The following is a 20,101-nucleotide window of genomic DNA, read 5'->3' as shown; positions in this document are numbered from 1 at the left end:
TAATTAGTGTTGAAGAGAACTGTTTAAAAGCATAATAAGGCTCGTGATATTTGGAGGTTATTGACGGATGATTAATGAAGAAAGACTGTTAAATGAGTTTTTAGAACTTGTGCAAATTGATTCTGAAACAAAGGATGAAGCACAGATTGCAAAAGTATTAAAAAAGAAATTCCGTGACATTGGAGTAGAAGTATTTGAAGATGATACGACTGCGGTGACAGGGCATGGAGCGGGCAACTTAATTTGTACACTTCAAGGAAATAAAGAAGGCGTTGACCCTATTTATTTCACATCTCATATGGATACGGTTGTGCCTGGTATCGGGGTCAAACCTTCAATTCAGGATGGTTATGTAGTTACAGATGGCACAACGATTTTAGGTGCTGATGATAAGACTGGGTTAGCGGTAATGCTTGAAATCGTCAAAGTACTTAAAGAGCAAAATATTGCTCACGGTACAATCCAATTTATAATTACTGTCGGTGAAGAATCTGGACTAGTTGGTGCAAAAGCATTAGACTCTTCTCTCATTCAAGCAAAATTCGGCTATGCTCTTGATAGCGATGGAAAAGTAGGTAATATTATTGTTGCTGCGCCGACACAAGCGAAAGTGAGAGCAACGATGATTGGCAAAACGGCACATGCTGGAGTAGCACCAGAAAAAGGTATTTCTGCAATTACGATGGCATCAAAAGCGATTTCTAGAATGCCTTTAGGTAGAATTGATGAAGAAACAACAGCCAATATCGGTCGCTTTGAAGGCGGAAAACAAACAAATATCGTATGTGATCATGTCGACGTTCTTGCGGAAGCACGCTCTCTCATTGCTGAAAAAATGGAAGCGCAAGTTGAGAAAATGAAAGTGGCATTTGAAAGTGCAGCAGAAGAAATGGGTGGCAGAGCAGAAGTTAATATTGAAGTGATGTACCCAGGATTCAAATTTGCAGACGGTGACCATGTTGTCGAAGTTGCCAAAAAGGCGGCGGAAAAAGTAGGGCGTAAACCGGAATTATTGCATAGCGGTGGTGGCAGTGATGCCAACATTATTGCTGGATTTGATATTCCTACAGTAAACTTGGCAGTAGGTTATGAAGAAATTCACACAACGAATGAAAGAATGTCTATCGAAGAGCTCAATAAGTTAGCTGAAATGGTAATAGCAATTATCGAGGAAGTAGCAGCTTAAATCCTCACGATAGAGCATAGCTACAGCTCAAGTAAGGCCAACCTTGAAAGTCGCAGAGCACATTTTAATTTGTGCTAGCGGCTTTCTTTTTTGTTGATGAAAAATTATTCTTAGAGTGGTTTTGGTGAACATAAATGAGAAGAAAAGTAGGAGAATGAGTTGGACGGATAACCTTCATACACAGCGAATCTTTGCTAATTATTAGAAAGGTATATGAGCAAATGGGGTGTGCTCGTTCAATTCAAAAAGAAGAAAGTTTGGAAGTACATCATGTTAACGTGCAAAAGACAAAAGGATAAGTCAGAGGGTTGCACAAGTCACGTTTTCGTACAAAAAGCACTAGAAAATAGATGAATTTGCGATTATTTATTCCCGTAGTACATATTTGTACGTTCTTAAATAACCAAAATTGTACATCGTTAGAATTGACATTTACATAAATGATCCCAATAGAATTCAGTGGAAATGTTGTGAAGAACATGATAGAACCCTATCAAAGATATATTTCTCCATTAGGAAAATAGTCCCTACTCTTCTCTCTTCTTTTTTACTAATTATATGATATATTTTTACTATGAACAAAAGAAGGAGTGAATCTTTTGGATAAATATATTGTGTTTCGATGTAGGCAGGAAGAGTATGCGATTACTATTGATCAGGTCATTGCTATAGAACGGGCAGAAGGTTTTACATCAGTCCCACAACTCCCGCATTATGTAAAAGGTATGATACGTTCTCGGGGCCACCTTGTCCCGGTTCTTGATATTGAAATGATATTTTATGATCGAGCGATTGAAGAAAGTAACGATAGAAGAATCATCATCATTCAAGGAGAAGAATTTGAATACGGTTTACTTGTTGCGGAAACGAAGGAGATTATTGATATAGCGGAAGGTCTTATTGAAAAGCCAGGACTTCTTTTACATATTCGTCTAGACTACTTAAAAGGGATTGCTAATTTTAAAAATAGATTAATTTCTATCATTGACAGCCATCGCTTCTTAAGCTCATTGGATGGTAATGTTTCCATTGCTGAATATATTACAGAATCTAAAGAAGCAGAGGCAGCTTTATAATCTATTTGCTATAATTGGAGGATACAAACCTAAAGGATGTGCTTTAAGTGAATTCAATGTATCCTAAAGCAGGCCGAGTGATTTTACATGTTGATATGAATAGTTTTTATGCATCTGTAGAAATGGCCTATGATCCGACATTAAAGGGGAAGCCTATTGCTATTGCTGGAAATCCTGAGGAGCGTAGAGGGATTATTGTTACTTGCAGCTATGAAGCAAGGAGATTTGGCGTAAAAACAACGATGCCATTGTGGGAAGCGAAAAAGTTATGTCCGCAATTAATTATTTTACGCCCTAATTTTGAAAGGTATCGTGCAGCGTCAATTGGTATGTTTGAGGTGCTTAATCATTATTCAGATCTTGTAGAGCCTGTCTCTATTGATGAAGGGTATATGGATATTACTGCTAGCGAACAGTTTGGCACTCCTATTGAAGTGGCTTCAATTATTCAGAACCGTATAAAAGAGCAGTTAGATTTACCTTGTAGTATTGGCATTGCACCAAATAAATTTTTAGCCAAAATGGCCTCTGATATGAAGAAGCCTCTTGGCATTACAATATTAAGAAAAAGGGATGTGCCTAGTAAATTGTGGCCTCTTCCTGTAAAAGAAATGCATGGTGTTGGTCAGAAGACAAGTGAGAAGCTTGATAGTATGCGTATTTATACGATTGGTGATTTAGCGAAGGCAGACACGTTCATGATAAAATCTTCATTAGGCATTAATGGTGAGCGTTTAAAAGATAGAGCAAATGGCATAGATTCACGTCCGGTTGATCCAGAAGCTGCCGAGGAATTTAAAAGTATCGGTAACTCAACGACACTCCCTCGGGATATGAGTAAGCAGAAAGAACTTTTTGAAGTGTTGAATCAACTCGCTTTTAAAGTGTCTACGAGGCTAAAACGAAAAAAAGTCTATGCTACTGGTATAAGCGTGATGATCCGTTATAAAAACCGCCATACGATTACGAGAAGCAAAAAAATTGGTTTTGCTATTCAGTCAGTGGAAGAAATCTATAATCAGGCTCAGCATCTCTTTATGAAACACTGGAGTGGTGATGCTGTGAGGTTGCTTGGCATAACTGGTACGGATCTTGTCGAAAAAGGACAAGCTGTGAAACAATTAGATTTATTTCATTATGAAGAAGACGCCAAAAAAGAGCCTCTTTACCAAACCATTGAAAGTTTGAGGAAAAAGTATGGCCCATCGATTGTTGATCAGGCAGCGTCTCTTGAGTCTATACAAAAGAAAAAAGCCAATATCGGTACATCAACCAGCTTTAATAAAGATTTTTTACAGCGATTAAAAAAAGAGAAAGAATAAGCGAAAACATGTACACCACAAACTATCTTGTTGTGGTGTTTTTTAAATCTTAAAAATTGAACCTAAAAATAAAAGCAAGGCATAAGTTTTTTTTCCCTTATGCCATGCTTTTATATTGTACATTCATATTAACGATAGTCGCCACTTTCTACCGGCCACCAGTGGAAGCCGTCTTTTTCTAATAACTCGTCAGCCGCTTTTGGACCCATTGTTCCCGCTTCGTAGTTTGGAAATTGCTCTGCTTGTTGGTTTTCCCAAACTTGTGAGATCTTATCGACGAAGCTCCAAGATAAAGCTACTTCATCCCAATGAGCAAAGTTGGTTGCGTCTCCGCGCATACAGTCATAAAGGAGTCGCTCATAAGCTTCAGGTGTGTTCATGTGATCGACACTATTGTTGGAGAAGTTGAGCTTTACTGGTGTGGCATTCATTGTGTCACCAGATTTTTGTGCGTTTAAGTAAAGACTAATTCCTTCATCTGGTTGGATATGAATGACGAGTAAATTAGGGTTTAACGTCTTTTCATGCTGATAGTATAAATTCATTGGAATATCCTTGAATTGAACGACTATTTTTGTTGATTTCGTTGCCATCTTTTTTCCTGTACGGATGTAAATAGGAACACCGGCCCAACGGAAATTGTCAATTATCAGTTTTCCGGCAACGAAAGTTTCGGTATTGGAGTCAGCTTTGACCATCGGTTCTTGACGATAACCGTTAATTGGCTCATTATTTTTGTTGCTTGGTCCATATTGGCCACGAACAAAATTCTCCTTTACAGCCTCTCCTTCAAGTGATTTCAAAGCACGGAACACTTTTACTTTTTCAGAACGGATTTCCTCGTCTGTCAGTTTAATTGGTGGTTCCATAGCAAGTAAGGCAACCATTTGCAGCATATGGTTTTGCACCATATCCCTAAGGGCACCGCTATTCTCATAATATCTCCCACGTTCTTCAACACCTAATACTTCACTTGATGTCACTTGGATATTAGATATGTAGCGATTATTCCATAGTGGTTCAAATATGGCGTTGGCGAAGCGAATGACCTCTATATTTTGGACCATTTCTTTTCCTAAATAATGATCTATCCGATAAACTTCTTCCTCAGCAAACGCTTGGCGAAGGCGATTGTTCAATTCTATTGCTGAAGGTAGATCATGACCAAATGGTTTTTCAATCACTAAACGTTTAAAACCGTCAACATCTGTTAGTCCATCTGATTTTAAATGATCGGCAATTGTGCCAAAGAATTCTGGTGCCATCGCTAAATAGAAAATGCGATTACCTTCTAATTGATAATGTGTATCTAAGTCATTTGCTAGTGTTTTTAACGCTAAATAAGAACTGGAATCTGTAACATCATGGGAATGATAATAAAAGTGTGTGATAAACTCATTAAGGTCATCATGATGCCCCTCAGCTTCTTCAATAGATTGTCGCACACTTTCTTGAAAAGCACTGTTCGTTAGTTCTCGTCTAGCAACGCCAATGATACAATAGCGTTCAGATAGTTTTCCTCTTTTAAACAATCGGTAAAGTGATGGAAATAGTTTACGTTTCGCTAAGTCACCTGTTGCACCGAATATCATAATCAAAGCAGTTGGATTTTCTGAATTATTCACAATGATATTCCTTTCTATGTAAAAAAGTTCTATTTTTTAGGTTCATCTCAACGATGAAATATATACCCACTCAAGTATAAAATTTTATCGCTTAAAGTGAAAAACAGCAACCTTTTTTAAAAGGAAATAACTGTAGCGCTTTAGCTTTATGGTGTTTTTCTGTATGATGATAATAATGAATGAGGAGAAAGGAAGAAAAGGCAGTGAAAGTTTTTTTCTTAGGAACAGGTGCGGGTGTCCCTGCGAAAGCAAGGAATGTTACGAGTATCGCTTTAAAGCTTTTAGATGAAAGAAGAGCCATATGGTTGTTCGATTGTGGAGAAGCCACACAACATCAAATTTTACATACAACAATCAAGCCAAGAAGAATAGAGAAAGTTTTTATTACTCATCTTCATGGCGATCATATATATGGTTTGCCGGGATTTTTAGCTAGTCGTTCACATCAAGGCGGCAAAGAAAAGCTAACAGTGTATGGTCCAAAGGGAATAAAAGAATATATCGAAGTGTCTCTTTCGGTTAGTCAAACTTACTTGCAGTACCCTCTGGAGATTATTGAAATAGACGAGGGGGTCGTTTGTTGTGATGATCAATTCATAGTGACAGCGAAGAAACTTGACCATGGTATACCATCTTTCGGTTATCGGGTTGTAGAGAAAGATTTGCCGGGAACTTTAATGGCTGATCAATTGATAGAAGATGGTGTAAGGCCAGGTCCTATTTTTAAAAGAATTAAAGAGGGTGAGACAATTACTCTTGAGGATGGTCGCATAATTAATCCTAAAGATTATGTTGGGCCACCACAAATGGGGAGAATCGTGACTATTTTAGGTGACACGCGTTTTTGTTCGGCGGCAATTGAATTAGCACGCAATGCAAATTTACTTGTTCATGAGGCAACCTTTGCGAATGGTGAGGAACAGCTCGCACATGATTATTACCATTCAACAATTGCCCAAGCAGCTGCTGTAGCCCAGCAAGCGGGTGTAGAACAATTATGTCTCACACATATTAGTTCACGCTATGAACGTAGTGAGTGGTCACAGCTAGAAGAGCAGGCAAAGGTAGATTTTCCTGCAGCAGTCCTTGCTGAAGATTTTAAAGAAATAGATATCCCTAGGAAATAATTGCGTAGTTTATCGGTTTAACCAAATGCGACAGTAGGACCAACTCAGGACATAGGGAGAAATATCTGTTTCATTTTATCTTAAAAATTTAAAAAAACAGTTATTGACTTATAGATAGTAATCGTACTATAATCACATTTATACTTTTAAAATTATATTTTATAAAGCAATGAAGAGAAACTAGTAAACCTTATTTCCCTAGTAAAGAGAGTCAGCGGTTGGTGTGAGCTGAACTATAAATAAGATGAATTTCATTCTTGGAGCTTTTTCTTTGCTGTCATGTTCGGCCGAAGACAGTAAGGACGGTTATCAATACCGTTATGAATTCGAGTGGAAAGTCGCAAGCTTTCAAAAAGGGTGGTACCGCGTGAGTCACACGTCCCTTTATGAGCTTTGCGGCTTTTTTGTTTTATTTTCAATAAGGAATAGAGGATTTTTATAGCAAAATTCACGTAGACAAATGTCCTAATTTCCAGGGATGAAATAATGGGGAAGATATAGATAAAGGTTAAAAAAGGAGGAAAAAATCATGCAAAACGAACAATGGTCTTCTAAGCTTGGATTTATTCTTGCTTCTGCAGGTTCAGCAATTGGCTTAGGCGCGATATGGAAGCTACCCTATGTGACTGGGGAAAGTGGTGGTGGCGCTTTTATTTTATTATTCATTTTGTTCTCTTTATTTATTGGTTTTCCATTACTGCTGGCTGAGTTTGTTATCGGACGCAGTACAGGAAAAGAAGCGATTACTGCCTATAAAACGATTGCACCTAAAACAAAGTGGCATTGGGTTGGTTACTTAGGCGTATTTACTTCTTTCTTATTACTCTCTTTTTATAGTGTAATCGGTGGCTGGGTTATTCAATATTTATTTTATGGAGTAACAAGTGATAAAGGTGTAGGGATGTCGGGGTATGAGAGTCTGTTTAATGAAACTGTATCTAATCCGTATATTTCTTTAGGTGCACAGGCGTTATTCCTCATCATTACAATTTTCGTTGTTGCCAAGGGTGTACAGCAAGGGATTGAAAAGGTAAGTAAATTTATGATGCCAGCATTATTTATCTTGTTTATTATTATTATTATTCGTTCTGTTACATTAGAAGGCGCCTCAGAGGGAATAAAGTTCTTCTTGCAACCCAATTTCTCTTTATTAAACTCTGAAAGTTTATTATATGCGATGGGGCAATCATTCTTTTCTCTTAGTGTAGGGATTTCTGTAATGGTGACGTATAGTTCTTACTTATCAAAGAAAGAAAGTTTGTTACAACCGGCACTTTCTGTTGTCGCAATGAACTTATTCATTTCTATACTGGCTGGTTTGGCCATCTTTCCAGCCGTCTTTTCATTAGGGTTTGAGCCAACTGCTGGCCCTGGCCTACTATTCATCGTCTTACCAGCTGTATTTGATCAAATTATTTTTGGAAAAGTTTTCTTGTTGTTATTCTTAGCTTTGTTCTTATTCGCGACACTGACTTCTGCCTTTTCAATGCTTGAAATTGCAGTAGCTTCGGTTACGAAAGGAGCGACAAAAAATAGGGGTAAAATCGCTTGGTTATTTGGTTTGGCGATATTCATTGTCGGAATTCCTTCTAATCTTTCTTATAGCTTACTATCTGACATAACTATTTTTGGTAAATCTATTTTTGATAGTGCTGATTTCTTAGTGAGTAATATTCTTTTACCTTTTGGTGCTTTGTTGATTGCTCTATTCGTATCATATCGAATGAAAAAAGACTTATTAAAAAGCGAAATTATCATGAACTCTACGGCGCTGACAGGGGTATTTAATGTTTGGTTCTTTTTGATGAGATATATCGTACCAATCATTATTGTAATTGTGTTCTTAGATTCTTCTGGTTTATTTAATCTATTCAAGTAACAATTGAAAGACTGAGACAATATCAAGATGCTAATCGAGTGATAGAAATACGAGCAAATGGTGGTAATCCTGTTTGTTCGTATTTTTTTGTCCCAGTCCCTATCTATAATCAAGAAAGAATGCAAAAAAATGATGAATGTGCAGCAGTGTAAATATTGATACCAATTTATTAGGTTAAACTTTCATGTTATTAGCAAAAATCTCACCAAGCTTTTTAGACTGTGCTGTCGCTGCTTTAATGCATTCTACAAATGCTTCTTGTACCGCATGTGCTTCGAGTACCTTTAATCCTGCCTCTGTTGTTCCTCCAGGGCTAGTGACCTCTTTTCGTAATTGTGCAGATTCCTTTGACGATCTCTCAAGCATTTCTGCAGCACCTATTAAGGTTTGAATAATAAACTTTTTCGCTACCTCTTTTTCGAGCCCTATTTCTACTGCACTTTTTTCCATCGCTTCAACTAGATAATAAATATAGGCTGGACCACTTCCAGATAATCCTGTAACCGCATCTAAGTCTTCCTCTTTTACGATGGTCGTTAAACCAACTGTTTCAAACATTCCTTTAACTGTTTCTAATTGTAAATGGTTTACATTATGATTGATGGCTAATGCACTGGCAGATTTACCAATTGTTGCTGAAGTATTAGGCATGGCTCGAACAATAGCTAGGTCTGTGTCTACCATTTCTTCAATAGAAGTAATGGATACCCCTGCTAAGACGGAGACGATTAACATGTCTTTACGTAAATAAGCTCGAATACTTTGAATCGCTTCTCCAACATCCTTTGGTTTCATAGCTAAGCAGACGATATTGACATGAGAGAGGATGTCTTTTATGTCATAAGATATGTTGACACCATAAGATTGTTGTAATTCATAGAGTTTTTCTTGATTGCATTTGTTTGTTACCCATACATTGTTTCCACTTACTAATTTTTGCGTAATGATGCCAGATATTAGAGCTTCAGCCATCGAACCTGCGCCAATAAATGCGATTTTCATTTTTTTTTCCTCCTTGATAATGTTGATAAGGTTCGTACTTGCAAACTCCGTCAAGGTCAATAAAAAAAGCCCCTTCATCCTGTAAAGGACGAAAGGACGTGCTTCCGTGGTACCACCTTCATTTGTCATGTTCTTTAAATTAGAACAGACAATCTCGAATCCGTTAACGCCGGCTACGGTTAGTTTTGCTAACACTCATAAGGTAGGTTCGATGGACTAGTGGACGGTGAAACCTTTCAGCCTAATTGAGTTTCACTCTCTTTTCGTCTTATGTTCATCTACTATTCTTATTCATCGCGTTAAATCATTAATTTATTGTGATTATGAGGGATAACAAGGGAAATTGTCAATAACATTTTCATTCGTTTTTAGAGATAATTTGTTAAAAGTTATGTGAAAATAATGACATTGTTGAGAAATAAAGCTAAGATTAAATATATATATGTTTAAAGATTAGATTGTTCTACACATATTTTATTTAAATATAATGATTGTTGGAGGGAATGAAAATGGCACAATGGATTAATGATATCGGTCGACTCGTGATTCCTACTCCTTTTCCTGTAGGTGATGTTAACCTTTATGTCATCAAAGGAGAGAAGCTAACCCTTATAGATGCTGGACCTAAAACAGAGGAAGCTTGGGTAGCGTTGCAGTCAGAACTAAATGAATTAGGCTTAACACTGTCAGATATTGAGCAAGTGATTCTTACTCATCATCATCCAGATCACGTTGGTCTGCTTGATTATTTTCCGGCTGATATGCAAATTATTGGTCATCCTTTAAATGAGCGATGGCTCAATCGGACAGAGGATTTCCTACAGCAAAATAATGATTTTTATCAGCATGTTCTCACTGAGTTTGGCTTGATTCAGTATTACGATAAAGTAATGACAAGACTACATAGTGAGCTTGCCTACTTCTGTGATCGCTCATTAGCTCAAGAGATTTGTGAGGGAGACGAACCTCCAGGGTTAAAGGGATGGCGTGTTATTGAAACGCCGGGTCATGCGCAAAGTCATATTGGTTTATTGCGAGAAAGTGACGGAATTTATATTGGTGGTGACCATCTGCTGGCTCATATTTCTCCGAATCCGTTAATGGAGCCACCTTTACCGGGGCAATCTGAGCGTCCTAAATCATTATTGCAATATAACGAATCACTTGATAAATTAAGCCGTTATCCGCTTGCACTTGTATTGCCAGGTCATGGAGAAGTCTTCACAAATGTAAATGAAATCATTCCTCAACGAAAAAAAGCACAGCATGAACGTGCGATGAAGGTCAAGAAATGGCTCATGGAAGAATCAATGACGGTCTTTGATATATGTAAACGCCTTTTTCCGAAAGCTTACAAAATGCAATTACCTCTTACGGTATCTGAAACAATCGGTCAGCTCGACTATTTGCTTGCGATGGGGGAAGTAAATGAGTATAAGAAGGACGGTGTGTCTTTCTATAGTAGCCAAATGAGGTGATAAAATGGTAAAAGATTTACATGGAAAGAACATTATTATTACAGGTGCATCAGGTGGGATAGGTGAAAAGATGGCAAGGCTTTGTGCGGAAAGAGGAGCCAATCTTGCTTTAGTGGCTAGAAGGACAGATAAGTTAGCTGCAATGAAAGAAGAGCTTGAGCAACGCTATTCTATTGATATTTATACATTTTCTTTAGATGTCTCTAATATGGAAAAGGTAGAGGAAGTTTTCCCATTGATTCTCGAACGGTTTAAGGTAATCGACGTCCTTGTGAATAATGCGGGATACGGCATTTTCACTTATGCTCATGATGCAGATATGAAAGAAGTAAAAAGCATGTTCGATGTGAATGTACTGGGTTTAATTGCTTGCACTCAGCAAGTATTGCCAAAAATGTTAGCGACCAAAAGCGGGCATATTATCAATATCGCTTCACAAGCTGGAAAAATTGCCACGCCGAAATCAAGTACCTATTCTGCAACCAAACATGCAGTATTAGGTTATTCTAATAGCCTAAGGATGGAAGTTGCTTCTCAAGGTGTGTATATTACAACAGTGAACCCAGGTCCAATTGAGACGAATTTTTTTGATATTGCCGATAAAGAAGGCACATATGTGAAAAATGTTCAGCGATATATGTTAAAGCCGGAGTATGTTGCGCGAAAAGTTGTTGATGTGATGTTGACGCCAACAAGAGAGGTCAATCTCCCAAGTTGGATGAATTTAGGAAGTAAAGTATTTGCCATTGCTCCCAGATTATTTGAATGGGCTGGACGCGGTGTGTTTAATAAAAAATAATGTTTCAAGTTGAATGGTTTGCATCGGGCTGTTTTTATCTATATGGTGAAATCGTGAAGATATTTATAGAGAAAAGGTGATAGATATGAAAGCAAAATTTGAACCATTATTTGAATCCTATACATTTCCTAACGGTGTGACAGTTAAAAATCGACTTGCACTCGCACCAATGACACATTATTCTTCTAATGAAGATGGCTCTATTTCGGAAGAAGAATTAGTCTTTATTAAGGCCCGTGCAAAGGATTTAGGTACAGTTATTACTGCTTGCGCCAATGTAACACCAAATGGTAAAGCTTTTCCTGGTCAACCGGCTATTTACGATGACCAATTTATTCCTGGTTTAAAAAAACTAGCCGAGACGGTTCAACAAGAAGGGGCAAAAGCGGTGATACAAATTCATCACGGCGGCATTTCATGTCCCTCTGAACTTGTTCCCGATGGTGATGTTGTATCTGCATCAAATATCGATCGTGATAACCAAAAGGCTCGTGCCCTATCGACAGGGGAAATTGAAGAAATCATCGAAGCTTTTGGAGAAGCAACGAGAAGAGCAATTGAAGCAGGTTTTGATGGAGTAGAAATTCATGGTGCAAACGGGTATTTAGTACAGCAGTTTTATTCCCCTTATACGAATAACCGTACGGATGAATGGGGTGGATCCGTAGAAAATCGGATGAAGTTTCCATTGGCTGTTGCGGAAGCTTGCCAAAAAGCGATTGATAAGCATGCAAAGAGACCATTTATTTTCGGTTATCGCTTCTCACCTGAAGAGCCGTCGACACCTGGTTTAACAATGACTGAAACCTTTCAACTAGTGGATGCCTTATCAAATCTTCCATTCGATTATTTGCACATTTCCCTTATGCATGCACTATCTACTCCTCACCGCGGGGCGGATACAGAGCGCACAAGAATTGAGCTGGTGAATGAAGTAATTAACGGACGCGTTCCGTTGATGGCCGTTGGAAAAGTGAATTCACCTGATGATGCATTAGCTGTTAGAGAACGAAATATCCCGCTTATTGCTATAGGTAGAGAATTGCTCATTTCACCAAGATGGGCTGCATATATTCAAGAAGATCGTCTTGAGAAAATAGAATATGCCCTGAATTTAAAAGAAAGAGATAAATATGACATTCCGAACGGATTATGGGAAGTGATCCTAGCTGCAGAAGGTTGGGTCCCATTTACTCGCTAGGAATCTATAGAAAACAGGAACATGAACAATTTGTTCATGTTTTTTTTTGTGTCTTATTTTGGTTACAAAAGAGATTTGCTCGTACAAACCGCCAAAGAAGCGGAGCAACACTGATTTTTTCGACTATCCATTAAACATTCCCGTTAAATAACAGGCATGTCAAATAAAAGAGGAAAAGCTGGGACTTTTTTTGATTATAGATTTAGGTAAAATATCATAATATGTCGAATATTTATACATAGAATAATGGAAGGAGCGGCCTTCTGCTGTACAAGAGTTTGTTTTACCCATAGTCCATCTCATCTAATGATAGAGCTATTCTTATTTAATCCCAGGTTTTGTCTAGGCAGTCGAATATAAGAAATTCGTCGTAAAATTTCCATTGAAAGAGAACGTATATTCGGTTAATATTATGGGTATAAATAAACGGAACATAAGTTCTTATTTTATAGTGAGAAGAGGCAATCTAATGGTTGATTATAGTGTAATGCCAAAACAACAAATTTTATGTATAGATATGAAGAGCTTCTATGCCAGTTGTTCAGCTGTTATACGGGGATTAGATCCAATGGAATGCTATCTTGTAGTGGCGGGAAATCATGATCGTAAAGGTAGTGTCATTCTTGCTGCTTCACCGAGAATGAAGAAAGAATTTGGCATAAAAACAGGGTCGCGGCTATTTGAAGTACCCAATGACCCGCGCATTATTATTGAAGAGCCAAAGATGGCTACGTATTTACGTGTCTCTATGGAAATTACACGTGTATTTCATCGCTATGTACCAAAAGAGGCTGTGCACACTTATAGTGTCGATGAAAGTTTTATTCGTATTGACGGAACAGAACATATATGGGGTGACGCCTATACGATTGCCCAAAAGATAAAAGATGATATCGAAAGGGAATTTCAACTACCTTCATCTGTTGGAATTGGTCCTAATATGTTAATGGCAAAGCTTTGTCTTGATTTAGAAGCAAAGAAGGCTGGTATTGCTGAGTGGACTTATGAGCAGATAGAAGAAAAGCTTTGGCCGATTTCTCCATTAAGTCAAATGTGGGGTATAGGCAGTAGAATGGAGAAAAATTTGAACAGTATGGGCATTTTCACGGTTGGTCAGCTTGCCCATTTTAATCTAACTACACTAGAAAAAAAGTTTGGTATTATGGGCAATCAGCTATATTATCACGCATGGGGAATAGATTTGTCAGAAATCGGTGCTCCGATTTTACAAGGTCAAATTAGCTTTGGGAAAAGTCAAATCTTGCTTCGAGATTATACTGATAAAGAAGAAATCAAGCATGTTGTTTTAGAAATGTGTGAGGAGGTTGCAAGAAGGGCGCGCACACATCGTAAGGCTGGAAGAACCGTTCATTTTGGGCTTGGATATAGCAAGGATGAGTTTGGTGGTGGATTTTATCGTTCTCGGACAATGGAGGAGCCGACAAATGTAACAATGACCATTTATCATGTTTGTTTAGCTTTATTAGATGAACATTATAACGGCAAAACGGTTCGGAAGATTACTATTTCTCTTGGACAAATAACCGATGATCACGAGTATCAGCTTAGTTTATTTGATCAAAACGGCTTTAACAAGCGCAAGCTCGGCTATACCGTCGATCGCATTCGTGCCCGCTTCGGATCTGCTTCCTTATTGCGAGCGGTTTCTTATACCGATGCAGGTACAGCGAGACATAGAGCAACACTTGTCGGTGGCCATAAAAAATAGTAATGAGAAAGAAGGAATAAGTGATGCTTCGTGATCGTGGGAATAAGAAATGGGTTTCAATGATGCTACCGGAACATGTCAAGCTTTTAAGAGAGTATGATGAAAGTCACCATAAACAAACTAAACCTCAGTTAGATGAACAACAATATGAACAGTTCGATGAGGTGATTAGCGAGGCCATGGCGTTTCATACTTTGTTAACATTTACCTTGTTCCGTCGAGGAGAACAAGTGACTATTTCCGGTCGCATTCATTATGTAGATACATTCAAACAATCGCTTCGAGTAGTAAAGGAGGATGACAGTATTGATATCATTTTCCTACCAGAAATCATTCATATAGAAGAAAGTTAAGTTAACTATACCCCGTATCAATCGCCAACACTCTGATCGTCAAAATAAGTAAGAGCGATGTGTTTGAAAAAACGCACCGTAAATTGATGGAGATCAGTCGCAGCCTGAGAGAAATAACGTCCTTTATGCCAGGCGAGTCCAATATTACGTCGACAACGAGGAGCAGTGATCGGGAGTTGCACTGTTTTCGGTAAATTCTCTTGCAATAATGATAACTGTGGTGTAAAAGAAATCCCTAAACCGAGCTCAATCAATCGTAAAATAGCCCCTGCTTCTTCAAGTTCAAGCGGAGTATGGGGAGTGAAGCCTGCTTCAGAGCAAAACTGATCCGTTAAATCTCTAAAATCATAGCCCATCGGACGATTAATAAATACCTCGTTACATACTTCATTTAAATGAACCGAAGATCGGTGGGCAAGGTGGTGATCAGGTGGAACAGATAAAAAGATTTCCTCATCAAGGAGGGTCATCCACTCAATTTCTGTCCCTTCGATAGGCCTCATAGAAATACAAAAATCAATATCTCCATCCTCTAATTGCTTTTTCATCGCTGCTGCTGTGCCGGTGTATTGTTTAATATGAACATTAGGATGCTCCTTCATAAACTCTCCAATAAAGAAGGGTAAGATATGTGGCAGGGCAATGGAAACCGAAGTGATACGATGTTGTGTCGTTACCATTTCTTCTATTTCACGCTCGCCTTCCTCCAATTCAAAAAACACACGATTGATTCTATTTAAATAAGAGCGACCAAAATCATTTAAGCGAATGGTTCGTCCTTGACGATCGAAAAGAGATGCCCCCAAATCATGTTCAAGTCTTGCAATCATTTTACTCAATGCTGGTTGAGATACATGTAATTCATTCGCTGCTTTTGTGATGCTTTCTAAATGAGCTACTTTTTGAAAATAGCGTAACTGTAAAAGCTCCAAAACTATCCACCTCTTTCATAACTTCAAAGTTATAAATTATAGATAAATATGTATTATACGTTATTAAAAGACTATTTTACAATAGTAAACGTAGGACAAAGGAATAGGCAATCACTTATCCTAATTTAATTTACTTTCAAAGGGGAGACAGTTATGAGATTACAAAATAAAGTAGCTATTATTACAGGGGCAGCATCTGGTATGGGCAAGGCTGAAGCCCTTCGTTTTGCTAGTGAAGGAGCGAAAGTAATTGTTGCTGACTTAAATATGGAAGGTGCTGAAGCAGTAGTAACAGAAATAAAGGAAAACAACGGGGAAGCTTTAGCGGTAAAAGTCAATGTAACAGAACAAGCTGATTTAGAAAATATGGTAAAAACAGCTATGGATAACTACGGTCAGATTGATGTTGTTATCAATAATGCTGGAATTTTTGATAAATACACGAACAGTTTAGAAACAACAGAGCAACAATGGGATTTAATATTTGATATTAACGTGAAAGCCATTTATAAAATTACAAACCTTGTATTACCAAATATGATAAAGCGCGGTGAAGGAACAATCGTCAATATTGCTTCCATTGCAGGTCTTGTTGCACAAATGGGTGGAGCCGCTTACACGGCGTCAAAACATGCGGTAGTCGGTTATACGAAGCATATTGCTGCAGTCTATGGTTCAAAAGGTATCAAAATTAATGCGATTGCACCGGGAACAATCCGTACGCCATTAACAGCAGATATGTTAAAAACACGTCCAACAAATAAAATACCGTTAGACCGTTTCGGTAATGACTATGAAGTGGCTGATCTAGCCGTATTTTTAGCATCAGATGAATCGAAATTTATGAACGGTGCAGTCGTACCAATTGATGGCGGCTACACAATCGTATAATTACTTTTTGAAGATAGTCATTAAGCAGTAAAGGCTTAATGGCTATCTTTCTTTAAAGATAAGAAATGAAGCGATTGTTCGAAAAAGGGGGATAAACATGTCAAAATCAAAGAAAGTACCAAATCGCTGGTTTATTTTCACTAGTGCCTGGATCATTATTTTTCTCGTCGCCTCTATTGCGATTTTTAGTGTTTTTTCGGAACCGATGACAAAATTACATGGATGGTCAAGTGCGGACTATAACTTAGCTTACTCATTGTACACTTTAATTTTTGCTATTGTTGCCATATTTGCCGGCATGATTACTGACCGCTATGGGGTCAAGTGGCTGATGTATATTGGTGGGTTATTCTTTGGGTTAGGATGGTTTTTAACCGCTTCAGTGACAACCATTCCTATGCTTTATGTAACCTTCAGCCTAATCGCTGGGAGTGGAGCGGGGATGATGTATAATTCGGCCTTAGTCACAGCCATGCGCTGGTTCCCTGATAAGGGTGGAAAGATTTCAGGGTTATTATTATCAAGTGCAGCAATTGGTCCATTTATATTGTCTCCGATTGCGGCGATGATTATTGAACGTTTCGGTGTGCTAGTATCATTTCGTATACTGGGGATCGTCTTTTTTATCGGTGTTTGGGCTGTGGGTTGGTTAATGTACACTGCACCAGCTAACTTCCGTCCTAAAGGCTGGAAATTACCATCGGAAAAAGAACAAAGTCAAAAGAAAAAGGCGGCAATCATCAATCTAAATTGGAAGGAAATGCTTGCTACGCCACTGTTTTATCTATTATTTTTAACTTTAGTGGCAGCGAGTACGGCAGGAACAATGATGGTATCTTCTGCTTCTGTAATCGCTCAAGACCAAGTTGGGTTAACAGCGACAGTTGGTGCAGTCATTGTCAGTATTAGCACATTATCGAACTTTGTTGGACGCTTAGCGTTTGGTGTTATTTATGATAAATTCGGTTCCTATATCGCTCTATTAATTAATTTAGTTATGACGATTGCAGCATTATTACTATTAACGATGGCGACATCACTTGTGTACTTCACCATTTGTATTATTATTCTCGGTTTTGCTTTTGGTGGTTTACTTGTTGTGTTTCCGCCTTTAACTAGTCAGTCATTTGGTCAAAAGAATTTCGGTATGAACTATGCAATCGTTTTTCTTGGCTATTCTGGGGGCGCTTTTGTAGGTCCACGTATCGCTTCCTACTTCAAGGAAACAACAGGAAGCTTTACGACTGCTTATATCGCAGCAGCAATCTTAACAGCTATCGGTATTGGGCTTGTAGGTTTAGTGTTATTTTTAAATAAAAAGAAAGAAAAGAAACAGCAAGCAATCATTGCGTAAGCATAAGTGCTTCCCACCTGAACCTTTTAAGAAAAGAAGTTCAGGTGGTTTTTTATTTTTTTAAACCATTGACAATTTATCTACTTAGTCATATTATGTAGTAGTACTTAGTTTTACTATATAGTTAATATCGTTTATGTTAAAGAACAAGTTGTTTATGTATGCTACCTAGTATTACTACTTAGTTAAGAATGAAAGAGGGGTTTAACGAGTGAAAGGGTTAACAGAGTTATTGAAAGGTGTGTTAGAAGGAATTGTGCTTCAGAAAATAGGGCAGGGGGAGACTTATGGCTATGAAATCACACAGTATTTACAAAACATAGGCTTTGAAGATATTGCAGAAGGAACTGTGTACACTGTGTTGCTTAGACTTGAAAAGAAAGAGCTGTTACATGTTGAAAAAAGAAAATCGGAGCTTGGTCCACCAAGGAAGTTTTATACGTTAAATGATTCCGGAAAGTATGAGCTCGATAAGTTTTGGGAGAAATGGTTTTTTCTCTCTAGAAAATTAAATGACATAAAGGAGAATGATAGTAAATGAAAAACCTATTTGAAAAATTAATTGGCAGTAAAAAGCGGTATAACGATTATAAAGCTGAAAAAGAGCAGTTGCCACAAAGTTACAAGGACGCCCTTCATGCGTTAGAACAGTATATGTGGAATTTCGCCAAAGGAGAAAATTTTATGGAAGTGTTAGAAAATATGCTTCAATTATTTAAAGAAAGTTCAATTGAGCAACTTCCATTACAGGATATTATGGGTAATGATCCTGTTGAATTTGCAAATGCCATTATGGCGCAATATCCAGAGGAACTTTGGTTTATTAAAAGCCAAGAAAAGCTCAGATTGGAAATAGAAAGATTAAATAATAATTAGATAATGGCAGTTGGATGGTTGTCAAATGGTACCTAATGGACTGAAGCTGTTATTCAATCATTTTCGTTGTTATAATCATGATTAACATAGGAAGAAAGGGCGGTAAAGTTGAAGATAACAATTACACCAAGAGCCATAATGAAACTAACAGAAAAATTAAAAAATAAAGATGGTTATTTAAAATTAAAATATGATACTGAAGGTTGTGGCTGTGTTGTAAGCGGTGTAACTGCTTTGTGGCTTGTGAAAGAACTAGAGCCAGATGACAGCGAAGTACAAACAGATTTCATGTCTATTTATATCGAGCCTTCTAAGGAAGTCTTTTTATCAGAAGAGGTAACGATTGATTATAGTTATAAGGCAAGATGCTTTCAATTAAAAAATAATTATGAATACTTGAATCCACGTATGGCTTTTATGGATTATACGAAATGAGAAAGAGAAGAAACAGAAATCTTCTCTTTTTTTTGTTGACTAATTTAGTAAACATATTTAAAATTTGTTTATATAAGGAGGGTAATATGGACTTTCAATCATTAACTGTCACTGAACTAAAGCAAGGATATCAATATCGATCACAAGAAGCTGTTTACGTATGTAATTATTGCCAACAGACTTTTGAAACAGGGCGGGTTTATCAATTTGCCGAAGAAATGTTTTTAGGAAAACAAGCAGTAGAGTGGCATATATCCGAAGAGCACGGAGGGAATTTTCTGCAGCTACTTTCAAACGAGAGTAAATATAATACGCTAACAGATAAACAAAAGCAGTTGTTAAGCGCCTTTCAATCGGGTAAAAAAGATGCCCAAATTGCAGAAGAGATGAATGTATCTCACTCAACGATTCGCCATCAAAAGTTTTCATTTCGTGAAAAGGCAAAGCAAGCAAAGCTATACTTAGCCATATATGAAAATGCGTTTCTAGGTCATCTTCAGGAAGAAATCATCCCTATTCATAACGGTGCGACTATGGTGGATGAACGCTACTTTATGACAATAGAAGAACGAGAGCAAATCATAAATGAAAATTTCGAGAGCCTCCATCCGCTCAAGTTAAAACGATTACCGAAAAAAGAGAAAAAGAAAATCGCGATTTTAAGTCGCATCATCAAAGAATTTGTTACTGGGCGCACATACGGAGAAGATGAAATAAAAGAAATACTAGTAGGCATATACGATGATTATGTCACTATAAGAAGGTATTTAATCGATTATGGATATATGAACAGGACGCCAGATGGCAAAGCCTATTGGGTAAATGATTAAGGAGGA

The 20,101-nt window shown here is 37.7% G+C and carries 19 protein-coding genes and 1 other annotated feature; of the genes, 16 read left to right on the top strand and 3 right to left on the bottom strand.

The window, feature by feature from the left end; genetic code table 11:
- Positions 1-67: 67 nt before the first annotated feature.
- The 3 genes from MKX78_RS15740 (at position 68) to MKX78_RS15730 (ending at position 3,584) form a co-directional block, all read left to right on the top strand.
- Positions 68-1,186, top strand: a complete 1,119-nt coding sequence (locus MKX78_RS15740; RefSeq protein ID WP_095372660.1) for a M20/M25/M40 family metallo-hydrolase — start codon at positions 68-70, stop codon at positions 1,184-1,186.
- A gap of 599 nt (positions 1,187-1,785) precedes the next feature.
- A complete protein-coding gene (locus MKX78_RS15735; RefSeq protein ID WP_157733941.1) occupies positions 1,786-2,262 on the top strand; it encodes a chemotaxis protein CheW in 477 nt (158 codons plus the stop codon).
- Positions 2,263-2,309: 47 nt separating this feature from the next.
- Positions 2,310-3,584 carry a DNA polymerase IV gene (locus tag MKX78_RS15730; protein WP_328197505.1) on the top strand — a complete coding sequence of 425 codons (1,275 nt, stop codon included), beginning with the start codon at positions 2,310-2,312 and terminating at the stop codon, positions 3,582-3,584.
- Positions 3,585-3,712: 128 nt separating this feature from the next.
- On the opposite strand, the gene zwf is transcribed toward MKX78_RS15730, so the two are convergent.
- Positions 3,713-5,176, bottom strand: coding sequence for a glucose-6-phosphate dehydrogenase (gene zwf, locus MKX78_RS15725; RefSeq protein WP_307313734.1), 1,464 nt, complete (start codon positions 5,174-5,176; stop codon positions 3,713-3,715).
- 236 nt (positions 5,177-5,412) lie between these two features.
- Between zwf and rnz the strand changes: the two genes are divergently transcribed.
- Both rnz and MKX78_RS15715 read left to right on the top strand, forming a co-directional pair.
- Positions 5,413-6,336 (top strand): ribonuclease Z, encoded by a 924-nt coding sequence (gene rnz / locus MKX78_RS15720; RefSeq protein ID WP_340975431.1) that lies wholly within the window; start codon positions 5,413-5,415, stop codon positions 6,334-6,336.
- A gap of 160 nt (positions 6,337-6,496) precedes the next feature.
- Positions 6,497-6,723, top strand: a binding site (T-box leader).
- 139 nt (positions 6,724-6,862) lie between these two features.
- Positions 6,863-8,215 (top strand): sodium-dependent transporter, encoded by a 1,353-nt coding sequence (locus tag MKX78_RS15715; RefSeq protein WP_095372664.1) that lies wholly within the window; start codon positions 6,863-6,865, stop codon positions 8,213-8,215.
- 174 nt (positions 8,216-8,389) lie between these two features.
- Here the strand turns inward: MKX78_RS15715 and proC are convergent, their stop codons facing one another.
- On the bottom strand, positions 8,390-9,217 hold the full coding sequence (proC, locus tag MKX78_RS15710; RefSeq protein WP_095372665.1) for a pyrroline-5-carboxylate reductase: 828 nt from the start codon (positions 9,215-9,217) through the stop codon (positions 8,390-8,392).
- A gap of 509 nt (positions 9,218-9,726) precedes the next feature.
- On the opposite strand from proC, the gene MKX78_RS15705 reads away from it, so the two are divergent.
- The 5 genes from MKX78_RS15705 (at position 9,727) to MKX78_RS15685 (ending at position 14,777) form a co-directional block, all read left to right on the top strand.
- Entirely contained in the window at positions 9,727-10,695 is a 969-nt protein-coding gene (locus tag MKX78_RS15705) for an MBL fold metallo-hydrolase (protein WP_095372666.1), read from the top strand.
- Positions 10,696-10,699: 4 nt separating this feature from the next.
- Positions 10,700-11,494 (top strand): SDR family NAD(P)-dependent oxidoreductase, encoded by a 795-nt coding sequence (locus tag MKX78_RS15700; RefSeq protein ID WP_307312967.1) that lies wholly within the window; start codon positions 10,700-10,702, stop codon positions 11,492-11,494.
- A gap of 85 nt (positions 11,495-11,579) precedes the next feature.
- Positions 11,580-12,695 carry an NADH-dependent flavin oxidoreductase gene (locus tag MKX78_RS15695; protein WP_095372668.1) on the top strand — a complete coding sequence of 372 codons (1,116 nt, stop codon included), beginning with the start codon at positions 11,580-11,582 and terminating at the stop codon, positions 12,693-12,695.
- A gap of 469 nt (positions 12,696-13,164) precedes the next feature.
- Complete coding sequence (locus MKX78_RS15690) at positions 13,165-14,424, top strand: Y-family DNA polymerase (protein WP_095372669.1); 1,260 nt, start codon at positions 13,165-13,167, stop codon at positions 14,422-14,424.
- Between the two features lie 23 nt (positions 14,425-14,447).
- Positions 14,448-14,777: a YolD-like family protein gene (locus MKX78_RS15685; protein WP_095372670.1), complete on the top strand. Its 330-nt coding sequence runs from the start codon at positions 14,448-14,450 to the stop codon at positions 14,775-14,777.
- Positions 14,778-14,794: 17 nt separating this feature from the next.
- Here MKX78_RS15685 and MKX78_RS15680 read toward each other — a convergent pair whose 3' ends face one another.
- A complete protein-coding gene (locus MKX78_RS15680) occupies positions 14,795-15,709 on the bottom strand; it encodes a LysR family transcriptional regulator (protein WP_095372671.1) in 915 nt (304 codons plus the stop codon).
- A gap of 153 nt (positions 15,710-15,862) precedes the next feature.
- Between MKX78_RS15680 and MKX78_RS15675 the strand changes: the two genes are divergently transcribed.
- The 6 genes from MKX78_RS15675 (at position 15,863) to MKX78_RS15650 (ending at position 20,095) form a co-directional block, all read left to right on the top strand.
- On the top strand, positions 15,863-16,600 hold the full coding sequence (locus MKX78_RS15675) for an SDR family NAD(P)-dependent oxidoreductase (protein ID WP_095372672.1): 738 nt from the start codon (positions 15,863-15,865) through the stop codon (positions 16,598-16,600).
- Between the two features lie 97 nt (positions 16,601-16,697).
- Positions 16,698-17,954 (top strand): L-lactate MFS transporter, encoded by a 1,257-nt coding sequence (locus MKX78_RS15670; RefSeq protein WP_095372673.1) that lies wholly within the window; start codon positions 16,698-16,700, stop codon positions 17,952-17,954.
- A gap of 211 nt (positions 17,955-18,165) precedes the next feature.
- Positions 18,166-18,495 (top strand): PadR family transcriptional regulator, encoded by a 330-nt coding sequence (locus MKX78_RS15665; protein WP_095372674.1) that lies wholly within the window; start codon positions 18,166-18,168, stop codon positions 18,493-18,495.
- Positions 18,492-18,830 (top strand): DUF1048 domain-containing protein, encoded by a 339-nt coding sequence (locus MKX78_RS15660; protein ID WP_307312973.1) that lies wholly within the window; start codon positions 18,492-18,494, stop codon positions 18,828-18,830. Before MKX78_RS15665 ends, MKX78_RS15660 begins: the two co-directional genes overlap by 4 nt.
- Positions 18,831-18,938: 108 nt before the next feature.
- On the top strand, positions 18,939-19,265 hold the full coding sequence (locus MKX78_RS15655) for an iron-sulfur cluster biosynthesis family protein (protein WP_307312975.1): 327 nt from the start codon (positions 18,939-18,941) through the stop codon (positions 19,263-19,265).
- 86 nt (positions 19,266-19,351) lie between these two features.
- Positions 19,352-20,095 (top strand): DUF2087 domain-containing protein, encoded by a 744-nt coding sequence (locus MKX78_RS15650; protein WP_095372677.1) that lies wholly within the window; start codon positions 19,352-19,354, stop codon positions 20,093-20,095.
- Positions 20,096-20,101: the final 6 nt, after the last annotated feature.

Source organism: Cytobacillus sp. FSL R5-0569, assembly GCF_038007265.1.
Lineage (GTDB): Bacteria > Bacillota > Bacilli > Bacillales > Cytobacillaceae > Cytobacillus > Cytobacillus kochii.
Note: the sequence above shows the minus strand (reverse complement) of the source record. Positions and strands in the feature narration are given on the sequence as shown.

Coding starts and splice junctions, on each gene's coding strand:
- MKX78_RS15660 (WP_307312973.1), top strand. CDS start 18,492: ATGAAAAACCTATTTGAAAAATTAATTGGCAGTAAAAAGCGGTATAAC.
- MKX78_RS15740 (WP_095372660.1), top strand. CDS start 68: ATGATTAATGAAGAAAGACTGTTAAATGAGTTTTTAGAACTTGTGCAA.
- proC (WP_095372665.1), bottom strand. CDS start 9,217: ATGAAAATCGCATTTATTGGCGCAGGTTCGATGGCTGAAGCTCTAATA.
- MKX78_RS15695 (WP_095372668.1), top strand. CDS start 11,580: ATGAAAGCAAAATTTGAACCATTATTTGAATCCTATACATTTCCTAAC.
- MKX78_RS15675 (WP_095372672.1), top strand. CDS start 15,863: ATGAGATTACAAAATAAAGTAGCTATTATTACAGGGGCAGCATCTGGT.
- zwf (WP_307313734.1), bottom strand. CDS start 5,176: ATGATATTCGGTGCAACAGGTGACTTAGCGAAACGTAAACTATTTCCA.
- MKX78_RS15685 (WP_095372670.1), top strand. CDS start 14,448: ATGCTTCGTGATCGTGGGAATAAGAAATGGGTTTCAATGATGCTACCG.
- MKX78_RS15690 (WP_095372669.1), top strand. CDS start 13,165: ATGGTTGATTATAGTGTAATGCCAAAACAACAAATTTTATGTATAGAT.
- MKX78_RS15705 (WP_095372666.1), top strand. CDS start 9,727: ATGGCACAATGGATTAATGATATCGGTCGACTCGTGATTCCTACTCCT.
- MKX78_RS15650 (WP_095372677.1), top strand. CDS start 19,352: ATGGACTTTCAATCATTAACTGTCACTGAACTAAAGCAAGGATATCAA.
- MKX78_RS15670 (WP_095372673.1), top strand. CDS start 16,698: ATGTCAAAATCAAAGAAAGTACCAAATCGCTGGTTTATTTTCACTAGT.
- MKX78_RS15700 (WP_307312967.1), top strand. CDS start 10,700: ATGGTAAAAGATTTACATGGAAAGAACATTATTATTACAGGTGCATCA.